Raw genomic sequence first — 12,342 nt, 5'->3', positions numbered from 1 at the left:
GGCAACGGCCCACCCGGTTGATTACTGGGTTGTCCTGGATGCTGCAAGAATAAGGCGGTCGGACGGCGGCAGGTCGAACCGCGGTTCGACGCCCAAAAGCGGCGCGATCCGCTCGATCACCTTGCCGCCGGTTGGCACCGCGTTCCAGCCCGAGGTGATGAAACCCTTGGTTTCGGGAATCGCCTGGGGCTCGTCCAGCATGATCAAGATCTGATATTTGGGATCGTCGCAGGGCATGATCGCCGTGAAGGAGTTGAGCACCCGCTTCTTGGCATAGCGGCCGTTGATGACCTTCTCGGACGTGCCGGTCTTCCCGCCAACGTAGTAACCCTTGACGTCGGCGGTCTTGGCGGTGCCGATTTCGGCATTGAGCCGCATCAGGAACCGCATCTTGTCGCTGGTCTCCGTCCTGATAACGCGCTTGGCCATCGCCGCCGCTTCGGATTCGGTGCGCTTCATGAAGGTCGGCGGAATCAAATAGCCGCCGTTCACCAGCGCGTTGATGCCCATCACCGCCTGCAGCGGCGCCACCGACATGCCCTGGCCGAACGCGATGGTCACCGTGTTCAGCTCGCCCCAGCGGCGAGGGATCAGCGGCGCCGCGCTCTCCGGCAACTCGGTGCGCAGCCGCGTCAGTTGGCCCATCTTGGCGAGGAACGCCTTGTGGGCCTCGACGCCCTGGCCGAGCGCAATCCGCGCGGCGCCGATATTGGACGAGAAGGTGAACACTTCCTTGGTGTTGATGAAGCGTCCGAGCGCGTGGCTGTCATGGATGGTGAACTTGCCGTAGTGCAGGTTTCCCCGTGCATCCCACATCGAGTTCAAATTGATCTTGCCGGAATCGAGCGCCATCGCCAGCGTGAACGCCTTGAAGGTCGAGCCCATCTCGTAGACGCCGGTGGTCAGGCGATTGATGCGGTCGGGGTCGTGCGCTTCCTTCGGATTGTTGGGATCGAAGTCCGGAAGCGAGACCATCGCCACGATCTCGCCGGTCTTGACGTTGGAGACGATGCCGGAGGCGGCCTTGGTGTGGTATTTCTCCTTGGCCTTCAGGAGCTCGTCGCGCAGCGCGTGCTCGACGCGCAGATCGACCGAGAGCTCGATCGGCTTTTGCAGCCGGTCGGTGGCAAAGCCCGCGCGGTGGAGATCGGCGAGCCCCTGATTGTCGAGCCACTTCTCCATGCCGGCGATGCCCTGGTTGTCGATGTTGACGAGACCGATGAGGTGGGCGACCTCGTTGCCGGTCGGATAGACGCGCTTGTTCTCGCGCAGGAAGCCGATGCCGGGGATGCCGAGCTTGTGGATGTCCTGCTGTTGCTTCGCCGTGATCTCGCGCTTGAGCCAGACGAAGCCCTTGCGCGTCTTCAGGCGCTCGCGCACCTCGGCCTCGTCGAGGTCGGGCACGGTGGCGGTCAGAAGTTCGATTGCCTCGTCCTTGTCGATGATGCGGCGCGGCTCGCCGAACAGGCTCGACGCCTTGACGTCGGTTGCGAGGATCGCGCCGTTGCGGTCAACGATGTCGGGCCGCGCGGTCGCGACCACCTCCTGCGCCGCGGCGCGACGCGCGCCGTGGGCGTCGGCGCCGATTGCGAACATCACGAGCCGGCCGCCGATCAGGGCGTAGACCGCGCCAAAGGCGAGCATCGCCAGGCCGACGCGCGCCCGCGCCTTGGCCGCGCGATCGACGTTGCGCCCGTACAGCAGGCTGCGGATCAGCCGTTGACGCCAAGGCTCAGTCGGCTTTCCTAGAGGTTTGGCCGGGGTCACAGCACTCATGGCTTGTCCTCGGGCTGAGGCACGGAGCCCGTCACATTATCGGGGTCGCTTGCGGCTTCGATGGTGTTGAGCATGGCGCCGATCGGATCCGGCTCGCCCGGCCTGAACATCCGCGGCGGACGCTCGGGCAAATTCTTCAGTGAATCATATTGCGTGCCGTTGACCGGCTTGAGCTGCAGATGCCGATCGGACAGGCCTTGCAGGCGCAGGGGCGCATCGAGCTTGGCCCATTCGGAGCGCAGCGCCGCGATCGCATCGCGCTGCTCGCGGATCTCCGCATGCAGCCGCAGCACCTTTTCGGTGCGCGCCGTGGAGTCCATTTTGATCCTATAGACATAGGCCGCCGCGAAGATCAGCGCGCCGATAACGAGGAGGTGGATGAAGCGCATGCGCTAGCCACCTCTCATGACGTCGGAGAGTTTTGGCCAGGACGATTGCTCGCGATCGTCCTGCGCGGGCGCCGAGGTGCGCTCGCCGGCGCGCAGTTTTGCCGACCGCGCGCGCGGGTTATGCGCGACTTCGTTTTCGCCCGCGATCACCGGCCGCCGCGTCAGCAGCTGAAAGCTCGGCACCGCCTGAGACACTTCCGGCAAATGGCGTGAGCCGCCACCTGTCTTGCTGCGCTCGGCGAAGAAATTCTTGACGATGCGGTCTTCCAGCGAATGGAACGAGACGATTACGAGGCGACCACCGGGCTTGAGCACACGCTCGGCAGCGATGAGCGCGCTCTGGAGTTCCTCGAGCTCTTCGTTGACGAAGATGCGCAGGGCCTGGAACGTCCGCGTCGCCGGATGAATATCGCCGGGCTTGGAACGAACCACCCTGCCGATGAGCTCGGCGAGCGCGCGCGTGGTCGTGAACGGCGTCTCCTGACGGTCCGCGACGACGGCGCGGGCAATCCGGCGCGACTGCCGCTCTTCGCCGAGGAGATAAATGATGTCGGCGAGATCGCCTTCCGAGGCGCGCGCCACGACATCGGCCGCGGTCGGGCCTGCCTGCCCCATCCGCATGTCGAGCGGACCATCGAGGCGGAACGAGAAGCCGCGGCCGGCCTGGTCCAGCTGCATCGAGGACACCCCGACGTCCATCACGACGCCGTTGACGCCATCGACGCCTTGCGCCGCGCAGATTTCGGCGAGGTTGGAGAAGCGATCTTCAACAAGCGTCAACCGGCCTGCCGAGCGTTCGACCAGCTCGGCGCCGCCTGCGATCGCAGTGCGGTCGCGGTCGATCGCGATCACCCGGGTTCCCGGCACGTCGAGAATCGCACGGCTGTAGCCGCCCGCGCCAAAGGTCGCATCGATGTAAGTGCCGCCTTCGCGTGGGGCGAGGTGGTCGATGGCCTCGCGGCCAAGAACGGGGATGTGCGGAGTCGAGTTCATGCGCCAGGCCTGCCGATCGCCCCGCCGGACTCCCAAGTGAGATCGGGGACGAACAAGCTCATAACGCCTCGAATGATTCCGCGTCGCGGCGGTTCCACGACCCAACCCCCATCCAACATGGTTACCGAGCCCGGTCGTCCCGGGCCACCAACCCAGTATTCCCCTTGGAATTTGTCGGGCAGCCATGGGATTTCGAGCCAAAATACGCTTTGGCCGCCTCCGGACGCGGGTCGGCTCTTCATCTCTCAGTAACGGCCCTTAGCGTTAAGAAAGCGTTGATCGACTCGCGACAAGTCGAAAAGCTGACGCGGCGGTGATGCTTCATCCACACACATGCGCCAAAATGCATCCGTTAACCTCGTCGCGCGGTTGCGCACGGTGGAGGGTAAAGGAATAGTAAAGAGAAGGGCTTGGCCCACTCTCTGTCTGTCTCGAGCTGTTTATGTCGTCCGGTTCGTCCACGCCGTCTGGATCTGATTCGAAGCGTCAACGCGTTCTTCCGGTTCCCAAGGCCGCCGCGAGCATGCGGACGTTCGAGCCGGATTCCTCGATCGTCTCCGACATCATCCCCTCACCGAACCACGGCGACCGCAACAAGGGCCGGCAGCCCGATATGATCGTGCTGCATTACACCGGCATGCCCGACGTCGAGGGTGCGCTGGCGCGGCTCTGCTCCGCGGGCACCGAGGTGTCGGCACATTATGTCGTGCTGGAAGACGGCCGCATCGTGCAATGCGTGCCGGAGGCCAGGCGCGCCTGGCATGCCGGCGTGTCCGCCTGGGCCGGCGAGGACGACATCAATTCCTGCTCGATCGGGATCGAGATCGTCAATCGCGGCCACGATTGGGGCTATCCGGAGTTTCCGCTGCGCCAGATCGCCGCCGTGATCGCGCTGTGCCGCGGCATCATGCTTCGCCGCAAGGTGCCCGCGCACCGGGTGCTCGGCCACTCCGACGTGGCGCCAGCGCGCAAGAAAGATCCCGGCGAAAAATTTCCGTGGCATTCGCTGGCCAATTCCGGCGTCGGCCACTGGGTCACGCCCGCGCCGGTGGTGCGCGGCGAGAGCCTGATGCTCGGCACCATCAGCGACGAGGTGCTGAGCCTGCAACAGGCGCTCGCCCGATACGGCTACGGCGTTCCCCTCACCGGCAAATACGACGCCGCGACCATGGAAGTCGTCACCGCGTTCCAGCGCCATTTCCGCCCGGCGCGACTGGATGGGGTCGCGGATCACTCGACGCTGTCGACCTTGCAGGCGCTGTTGGGAAGCTTGCCGGCGGAGGGAACGGCGGTCGCGTCGAAGTGACGGCGATAGCCACATACTCGTCATTGCGAGCGAAGCGAAGCAATCCAGACTGCCTCCGCGGAAGCAGTCTGGATTGCTTCGTCGCAAGGGCTCCTCGCAATGACGGAGTATGAGGAACTAGCTACTCCATCTCCCTCATCCTTCGCGCGTACAGCCGTCGCAGCGGCTCCAACTGCGTCGCCTGCGTCGCAGCGCGATAGGCGTCGCGCGCCTCCTCCTTCCGGCCAAGCCGCCGCAGCAGATCCGCCCGCACCGCCGGCAACAGCTCGTAGCCATGAAGCCCGCCGCGTGCGGCGGTCGCATCCACGAGATCGAGTGCGCGCGCGGGGCCATCGACCATCGACACTGCCGCTGCATGATTGAGTTCGATCACCGGCGACGGGCTGATGCGCAGCAGCACCTCGTAGAGCCCCGCAATCTGCGGCCAGTCTGTCTGCTCATAGCTCGGCGCGCGCGCATGCAGCGCAGCGATCGCGGCTTGTACTGCATAGGGCTGCGGCCGGCCGGGCACGCGCAGTGCGTCGTCCACCAGGCGCAGACCCTCCTCGATCTGTGCACGGTCCCACCGCGAACGATCCTGCTCTTCCAGCAGCACGATGTCGCCGGCGGCGGTCTGGCGCCCTGCGCGGCGCGCATCGTGCAGCAGCATCAGCGCCAGCAGGCCCTTGATCCCGGCGCGATCGGGTAGCAGCCGGTCGAGCAAGCGGCCAAGCCGGATCGCCTCGGCCGCAAGATCGGGTCGCATCAAATCCGCACCTGACGTCGCCACATAGCCTTCGGTGAAGACCAGATAGATTACGGCAAGCACACCCTCGAGCCGCGGCACCAGCGTGTCGCGCTCGGGGACCTCATAGGGAATGCCGGCGAGCCTGATCTTCTGCTTGGCGCGGACGAGACGCTGCCCCATCGCCTCCTCAGTGACGAGGAAGGCGCGCGCGACCTGCGCCGTGGAGAGCCCGCAGACGGTACGCAGCGTCAGCGCGACCTGGACTTCGGGCGCAAATGCAGGATGGCAGCAGGTGAAGATCAGCCGCAGCATGTCGTCGTCGAGCATGGCCGACGGCTCGGCGGGCGCTTGCGCGTTCAGCTCGAGCTCGTGCACGAGCGCCTGCTCCTTGCCGCGGAAGATGGCCTGGCGCCTGATACGGTCGATCGCCTTGTGCCTGGCGACATTGACCAGCCAGGCACGCGCATTGTCGGGGACCTCGCACGCCGGCCAGCGCTCCAGTGCCACCGCAAAGGCGTCCTGGAGCGCGTCCTCGGCAAGATCGAAATCACCGACGAGGCGGATCAGCGTGGCCAGCGCCCGCCCCGCCTCGTCGCGGAAGATCTTGTCGATCTCAGACAATGTCATATGTCGATGCGCGGCCGCGCTATCACTTGTCGTAGACCCAGATCGGCCGCACCTCGATCGAGCCGATGCGCGCCGACGGAATCCGCGACGCGATCTCGATCGCGGTATCGAGATCCTTGGCCTCCACGAGGTAATAGCCGCCGAGCTGCTCGCGCGTTTCGGCAAACGGGCCGTCGGTCGTCAGGGTCTTGCCATCGCGCACGCGCACGGTCGTCGCGGTCGTGGTCGGCTGCAGCCGGTCGCCGGCCTTGAAATTGCCGCTCTGGATGATGCCTTGCGTGAAGGTCTGATATTCCGCCGTCATCTGCTGGCCGGCCGCCGGACGCATATTCGCGTACTCGGCTTCGTTCTGGTAGATCATCAGCAAATACTGCATCGCTTAACTCCTGTTGCACTTGGGATCGGCGACATCCAGTCGAACGGGACACGCGCCCAACGACATCTTCAGGATAAATTATTTCGGGCGAACCGTGCATGGCGTTATCGGCTTGCGGAACCGACACAAATGCTTCATGCGTAAGCCGTCAGTCGGCCGGACGGCCGCTCCGGCAAGTGCCGAAAGGCCGCCGGGGAGGAAAGTCCGGGCTCCCTTGACATACGGTGCCGGATAACGTCCGGCGGGGGCGACCCCAGGGAAAGTGCCACAGAGAACGAACCGCCCGCCTTCGCCCCTTCGGGGCTTCGGCGAGGCAGGCCCGCAAGGCTTGCCACGTCGTAGCAGCGTCAGCTGCGTAGACGGGTAAGGGTGAAAAGGTGCGGTAAGAGCGCACCGCGGCTGCGGCAACGGAGCCGGCATGGTAAACCCCACCGGGAGCAAAACCGAATAGGGACGGCGTAGCGGGCTGTTCGCGAAAGCGATAACGCCGCGGGGCGATGTCAGGCCCGCCGTCCGGGTAGGTTGCTCGAGGCCATGTGCAAACATGGTCCCAGAGGAATGGCCGTCACGTATCGTTCGCGCAAGCGGACGGTGCCTTACAGAACCCGGCTTACAGGCCGGCTGATATTCTAAAGCGTTTTCGAGCGAAGTGGTTTTCCGGTTCGCGTGAAGAAAACGTGTCTTACCAAGAAGTGACGAGGGGCTCGGTGTTAACGCATCGGGCCCCTCACCATTTGGGCGCTCACTATCCGACGATCTCCTCCAACACACCCATCAACGCCTCCGGCGCCGTGACATTCGGTGCATGACTCGCGTCGAGCTCGAAAGTGCGCCAGCCATCCTCGCTCTTGGTGCGCTTCGCAAACTGCCCGAACACGTCGCCCGGCGGAATGCGCGTGCAATAGATGTAGCTCCGCGGCATCACCGGCTCGCCATGTTCGAGCTTCAGCTTCGTCTCGAAACATTTGATCGGCATGTTGATCCGGCGCGCGTTGAGCCAATCGAGATCGGCCTGCGGCGTGTCCGGCGGCGGCGGGTTCGGCGGGATGCGGTAGCCGTCGCCTGAGCTTGCTGCCTTGCGCATCGGCTCGCGCCCGCCCTCATGGAGATCGAACAGCGATTGGCCGTCACGCGGCACGAAGGCGTCGAGATAGATCAATTGCGTCACCCGCTCGCGCGCGCGATCGGCGACGCCGGTGGCGACCATGCCGCCATAGCTGTGGCCGAGCAGCACGATGTCCTCGAGGTCCTCGAATCTGATGACGTTGAGAATGTCCTGGATGTGCGTATCGAGATCGATCGCGGGACTGGCCAGATGCGCGCGCTCGCCGAGCCCGGTATAGGTCGGCGCAATCAGGCGATGGCCGGCCTGCGCCATCAGCGGGTGCATCTTCTTCCAGGCCCACCCGCCGGACCACGCGCCGTGACAAAGCAGGAAGGTTTTTGAGCGTGCGGCCATCGGCGTTTCCATCGTTCTTGTTTGTACGATGGAGTGTAGCGGCCGGTCCCGCGATGTAAACGCTGCGGCCCGTTAAGCCGCGCGCGTGTTCACCTTGACGAAAACGGGTGCAGCCTGACCAGCTTCGCGCCGCAGCTTGGCCGGCTCAAAACCATGCATGCCGATCTGCCATTGCAGCCCGACGATGGCACCCTTGGTCGGCTGCAACAGCGCAAGCGAGGCGAACAAGGTCACCGGCAGCCACACCGCCAGTTGCAGCCAGACGGCCGGCGCATAGGCGGTCTCGACCGCGAGGATTGCCGGCACCACGAGATGGCCGACGACGACCATCACGAGATAGGCCGGGAAATCGTCGGCGCGCTGGTGAAACAGCTCCTCGCCGCAATGGTCGCAGGTATCCGCCACCTTCAGGAAACGGCCAAACGCGTGCCCCTCGCCGCAATTGGGGCATTTGCCCAAGAAACCGCGCCACATCGCTTTCGTGAGAGAGACTGAACCGGTCGCCATGACCCCACCTCTTCCTTTTCTACGATCCATACAATAATATCTTGCATCCATACATTCAAAGGATATAGGCCTTAATTGCATGGATTGGACCCCTACAATCTCGGAGCTGAGTGGGCCGCGCTATCAGCGCATCGTCGAGGCCATGGAGGCCGATATCGCGGCTGGCCGGCTGGTGCGTGGGCAGCAACTGCCGACGCAGCGGGCGCTGGCAAAGGCGCTCGGCATCGACCTCACCACGGTGACGCGCGCCTACACCGAGGCGCGGCGCCGCGGCATCATGGAGGCCCGGGTCGGCCAGGGCTCGTTCGTGTCGGAGACCAGCGCGCGCCGCGCAGTCGATCTGCCGCATCCCGTCGCGATCGACCTCTCGATGAACGTGCCGCCGCAACCTCTCGAAGCGCAGCTCGACGAGCGCATCATCGCCGGGATGGAAGCCATCCGCGCGCAATCGGGCCTGACGGCGCATCTCAACTACCAGCCGCCCGGCGGCAGCGCACACGAGCGCGAGGTCGCCGCGCGATGGATGCGCGCACGCGTACCGCATGCGCACGCCGACAGGCTCGTGATCTTTCCCGGCGCGCAGACGATCCTGTTCAACCTGCTCGCCCATCTCGCACGCCCCGGCGACGTGATCCTCACGGAGGCCCTCACCTTTCCCGGCATCAAGGCCGCCGCGGCGCGGCTCGGAGTCAAGCTCGTCGGCGTCGCCATGGATGACGGCGGCATGCTGCCCGACGCGCTGGCGAAAGCTTGCCGCACGCATAGACCGAAAGCGGTCTATCTCATTCCGACGCTGCACAATCCGACCACCGCGACGCTTCTTCCCGAGCGCCGCAGCGCCATCGCCAAGATCATCAACGATGCCGATACGATTCTGATCGAGGACGACGCCTACGGGCTGCTCGATCGCTCGGCATCGCCGATCGCCAATCTCATTCCGGAACGAACATATCTCGCGACCACTCTGTCGAAATGCATCGCGCCCGCGCTACGGGTTGCCTATCTGACGACGCCCGACAGCAGCTCGCAGCGGGAGATGCGCAACTATTTGCAGGCGACGGTGCAGATGCCGGCGCCGCTGATGGTCGCGCTGGTGACGCATTGGATCGAGACCGGCATCGCCGACCGCATCATCACCGCCATCAGGAGCGAGGCCGTCGGCCGGCAGCAGCTCGCGCAACGGGCGCTCAAAGGCTTCGAGTTCCAGGCCAAGCCTGCCGCTCATCATCTGTGGCTCCGGCTGCCGGAGGACCGTCCCGACGTCGCGGCGCATCTGCTACGGAATGGACTTGCAGTGGTCGCCGGCGAGGCCTTCACCGTCGACGGGACCCCGCCACACGCGGCACGCGTCTCGCTTGGCGCCGCGCGCAACAGGGCGGAATTGACGGAGGCGCTGCGCATCCTGGTCGGCGCGCTGCACAGGCCGGCCGACACCAGACAGATCGTCTAGCAAATACCTATCGCTGCTGGCGGCGATGCCGTGAGCGCACGACCGGCGCGACGGGGGACGGATAGGCCGCATAGGCTTCGCTCGGCGCGACGGACTCGCCGCGGGCCCCGCGCCCGGCTGGCGTGAGCTGGCCGCCATTCAGAACATCGCGGTCGGGATGGGCAGCCTGATAGGCCGCGGGCTCGGAAAACTGGGCTTGCGCTATTGTCGGCATCAAGGCGGCCGCCGACACCAGCGCGGCCGCGACGGCTATCTTCGTGCGGGTCATCGTCCTTCTCCATATGCTCATTCGGGAGTCTGGCCGATCGAACCGCATGATAGCGTCGAGCGGGCCCCAGGTTGAAGTACGAGCATCATGTAGGTCTGTCTTTCGCGAACGCCCGCCACTGAGGATCACGCTTGCGTGCGGTTTTGAAATTGACCTGCACCGCCGCAGCTGTGCTATGCGAGCGATGGCGATCAACAGTTCGGGATCGCCCAGGCGACAGGGACAATCTGTTGGAAATACTCACCTACGCGCTGCTGCTGCTCGGCGCACTGGCCGGGGGCTTCGTCTCGGGCCTTGCCGGTTTCGGCACGGCGCTGATGGCACTCGGCATCTGGCTCTACGTGCTGCCGCCCTCGCTCGCGGTGCCGCTGGTGCTGATCTGCTCGGTGATCGCGCAGAGCTCGACGCTTCCGTCGATGTGGAAAAGTTTTGATCTTTCGCTGGTCTGGCCGTTCCTGATTGGAGGACTGATCGGCGTGCCGCTGGGCACCATGCTGGTCGCCTCCGCCGATCCAAAAGTCTTCAAGCTGAGCGTCGGCGTGCTGCTGCTGATCTTCTCGACCGCGCTGTACCTCAACAAGAAGCCGCTCGCCGTCACCTTCGGCGGCCGCATTGCCGACGGCGCGATCGGCTTCGCCGGCGGCATTCTTGGCGGTCTCGCCGGACTGTCGGGGCCACTGCCGATCCTGTGGGCCAACATCCGCGGCTGGAACAAGCACGAGCGGCGCGGCATCTTCCAGCTCTTCAATTTCACCGTGCTCGCCACCGCTTTGGTGTTGCAGACGGCCTCGGGCCTCGTCGCGTTCAAGGTGGTCTGGCTCGCGGTGGTCGCATTTCCGGGCACGCTGATCGGCGCATGGGCCGGCGCGCGCGTCTATCACGCGCTGAGCGACAAGCATTTCGGCGATGTCGTGCTCGGTCTGTTGTTCCTGTCGGGCCTCGGCCTCGTCTGGAACAGTCTTGGCACGCACTAACTCCGTATTGTCTTCGCGGCGAGCGCCATGCCGCCGGCAATTCCGACGCCAAGCACGTAGATCCAGCCCTCGCTACGCGGGCGCGCGTACAGGAGATGCCACGAGCTCGGGGGCAGCCTGCTCGGGGGACTCCTCGTGCCGCAGCACCACAAGGCGCTTCCTGAATTCACGCCGTAGCAGCCACAAGCTCAGGGCCGCCTGCAGCGTGGTCGTCGCGATCGACAGGTACCAGACATGCTCCATCCGAAAGCCCGGCCACGTCGAGAGCCAGATCGACGGCAGGGAATAGGTGAGGACCCGCGTTGCCGAGGTCAACAACACCGGCTTGGTGTTGCCGAGCCCCTGAAACAGGCTGGAGCAGGTGAAGATCAGGCCCTGCGCCACCATGTTGAGCGAGACGATCCGCAGGAAAAGAGACGCGACCGCCATCGTCTCCTGATCCTTCGAGAAGCCGGTAAGCAACAGACCAGGCACGAGCTGCGCCGGGATCAAGAAAACAATCATCACGGCGGTCGCGACAAGCGCCGCCTTGACAAACGTCTCCTTCACGCGCGCTCCATTGCCGGCGCCGAAGTTCTGGCCGGCGATCGGTCCTGCGGCAAGGGCGATGGCGAGCGCCGGCATCTGCATCAGGCCGAGGAGACGCGTCCCGATGCCAAATCCGGCCTGTGCCGCCGAGCCGAAAACGCTCAGCACGTAATAGCCCACGGCCATGATGATGAAGACCATCGCGAACTCGCCGCCTGCAGGCAGGCCGACATTGAGGATCCTCTTCCACTCTCGAAGCTGCGGTCGCCATTGCGCGGGATTAAAGGCGACATAGCGTTCCAGTTTCAGGAAATACACCAGCAGCATGAGCACACCGATGAAGACGGCAATCGAGCTTGCGAGGCCCGCTCCGGCAACACCGAGCGCGTGCCCGGTGCCCCAACCCGAGATAAGGACCGGCGCCAGCGCGATGTTGATGGCCACTGCAAGCGCTTGAACCACCATGCTCGGTCGCACGATGCCCGTCGCCCGCAACGCAGACGCCATGACTTGCGACGCAAACTGCAGCGCCAAAGCCGGCATGAACCAGAGCAGATAAATCGCGCCGGCTTCGACCGTGGCCTCATCGGCCGCGACCGCGCGCATATATGGACGCGACAATACGAAGCCCGCGCCCAGGGTCAGGAGCCCGAACAGCACGGATAGGAGGACCGACTGGCTGAAGACGAGGTTGGCATCGCCGCGATCCTTGCGCCCCACCGCGTGCGCCATCAGTGCCACCGTGCCGACGCCGAGCACCTGCATCAGCGCATTGACGAGAAAGCCGGCATTGCCGGCCGCGGCGACGCCCGCGATTGCCGCATCGCCCAGTCCCGACACGAAATACAGGTCGACGAGCTGGCAGATCATGATCGTGATCATGCCGACCACGATCGGTGGCGCCATGCTCAGGATGTGGCTCACGATGGAGCCGCGTGTCAGGTCCTTCATGTCATCCATCC

General features: G+C 64.9%; 12 protein-coding genes and 1 other RNA gene. 4 read left to right on the top strand and 9 right to left on the bottom strand.

Annotation, left to right across the window (positions count from 1 at the left end):
- Positions 1–21 precede the first annotated feature (21 nt).
- The 3 genes from AC0L3U_RS02950 to rsmH are packed head-to-tail and all read right to left on the bottom strand — an operon-like array spanning position 22 to position 3,158.
- Entirely contained in the window at positions 22–1,776 is a 1,755-nt protein-coding gene (locus tag AC0L3U_RS02950) for a peptidoglycan D,D-transpeptidase FtsI family protein (protein ID WP_473360619.1), read from the bottom strand.
- Entirely contained in the window at positions 1,773–2,165 is a 393-nt protein-coding gene (ftsL, locus tag AC0L3U_RS02945) for a cell division protein FtsL (protein ID WP_007600843.1), read from the bottom strand. The genes AC0L3U_RS02950 and ftsL overlap by 4 nt, the downstream gene beginning before the upstream one ends.
- A gap of 3 nt (positions 2,166–2,168) precedes the next feature.
- Positions 2,169–3,158 carry a 16S rRNA (cytosine(1402)-N(4))-methyltransferase RsmH gene (gene rsmH, locus AC0L3U_RS02940; protein WP_473360618.1) on the bottom strand — a complete coding sequence of 330 codons (990 nt, stop codon included), beginning with the start codon at positions 3,156–3,158 and terminating at the stop codon, positions 2,169–2,171.
- A 523-nt stretch (positions 3,159–3,681) separates the two neighbouring features.
- Between rsmH and AC0L3U_RS02935 the strand changes: the two genes are divergently transcribed.
- Positions 3,682–4,464, top strand: coding sequence for an N-acetylmuramoyl-L-alanine amidase (locus tag AC0L3U_RS02935; protein ID WP_473360617.1), 783 nt, complete (start codon positions 3,682–3,684; stop codon positions 4,462–4,464).
- A gap of 121 nt (positions 4,465–4,585) precedes the next feature.
- Here AC0L3U_RS02935 and AC0L3U_RS02930 read toward each other — a convergent pair whose 3' ends face one another.
- Both AC0L3U_RS02930 and AC0L3U_RS02925 read right to left on the bottom strand, forming a co-directional pair.
- Entirely contained in the window at positions 4,586–5,818 is a 1,233-nt protein-coding gene (locus tag AC0L3U_RS02930) for an RNA polymerase sigma factor (protein WP_473360616.1), read from the bottom strand.
- Between the two features lie 22 nt (positions 5,819–5,840).
- Positions 5,841–6,194 carry a YciI family protein gene (locus tag AC0L3U_RS02925; RefSeq protein WP_007600836.1) on the bottom strand — a complete coding sequence of 118 codons (354 nt, stop codon included), beginning with the start codon at positions 6,192–6,194 and terminating at the stop codon, positions 5,841–5,843.
- Between the two features lie 148 nt (positions 6,195–6,342).
- Between AC0L3U_RS02925 and rnpB the strand changes: the two genes are divergently transcribed.
- Positions 6,343–6,823: RNase P RNA component class A (gene rnpB / locus AC0L3U_RS02920), an RNA gene on the top strand.
- 116 nt (positions 6,824–6,939) lie between these two features.
- Here rnpB and AC0L3U_RS02915 read toward each other — a convergent pair.
- Both AC0L3U_RS02915 and AC0L3U_RS02910 read right to left on the bottom strand, forming a co-directional pair.
- Positions 6,940–7,653, bottom strand: a complete 714-nt coding sequence (locus AC0L3U_RS02915; RefSeq protein ID WP_473360615.1) for an alpha/beta fold hydrolase — start codon at positions 7,651–7,653, stop codon at positions 6,940–6,942.
- Between the two features lie 72 nt (positions 7,654–7,725).
- Positions 7,726–8,190: a DUF983 domain-containing protein gene (locus tag AC0L3U_RS02910; protein ID WP_473360614.1), complete on the bottom strand. Its 465-nt coding sequence runs from the start codon at positions 8,188–8,190 to the stop codon at positions 7,726–7,728.
- Between the two features lie 49 nt (positions 8,191–8,239).
- Between AC0L3U_RS02910 and AC0L3U_RS02905 the strand changes: the two genes are divergently transcribed.
- The gene (locus AC0L3U_RS02905) at positions 8,240–9,610 is read left to right on the top strand and encodes an aminotransferase-like domain-containing protein (RefSeq protein WP_473360613.1); all 1,371 of its coding nucleotides are present in this window, start codon (positions 8,240–8,242) and stop codon (positions 9,608–9,610) included.
- A gap of 7 nt (positions 9,611–9,617) precedes the next feature.
- Here AC0L3U_RS02905 and AC0L3U_RS02900 read toward each other — a convergent pair whose 3' ends face one another.
- Complete coding sequence (locus tag AC0L3U_RS02900) at positions 9,618–9,878, bottom strand: hypothetical protein (RefSeq protein WP_473360612.1); 261 nt, start codon at positions 9,876–9,878, stop codon at positions 9,618–9,620.
- A 230-nt stretch (positions 9,879–10,108) separates the two neighbouring features.
- Between AC0L3U_RS02900 and AC0L3U_RS02895 the strand changes: the two genes are divergently transcribed.
- Positions 10,109–10,852 carry a sulfite exporter TauE/SafE family protein gene (locus tag AC0L3U_RS02895; RefSeq protein ID WP_456768403.1) on the top strand — a complete coding sequence of 248 codons (744 nt, stop codon included), beginning with the start codon at positions 10,109–10,111 and terminating at the stop codon, positions 10,850–10,852.
- Between the two features lie 72 nt (positions 10,853–10,924).
- Here the strand turns inward: AC0L3U_RS02895 and AC0L3U_RS02890 are convergent, their stop codons facing one another.
- On the bottom strand, positions 10,925–12,331 hold the full coding sequence (locus AC0L3U_RS02890; RefSeq protein ID WP_473360611.1) for an MATE family efflux transporter: 1,407 nt from the start codon (positions 12,329–12,331) through the stop codon (positions 10,925–10,927).
- Positions 12,332–12,342: the final 11 nt, after the last annotated feature.

This window comes from Bradyrhizobium sp. Kon69 (genome assembly GCF_055807515.1).
This window is presented reverse-complemented; position numbering and strand designations above follow the sequence as displayed.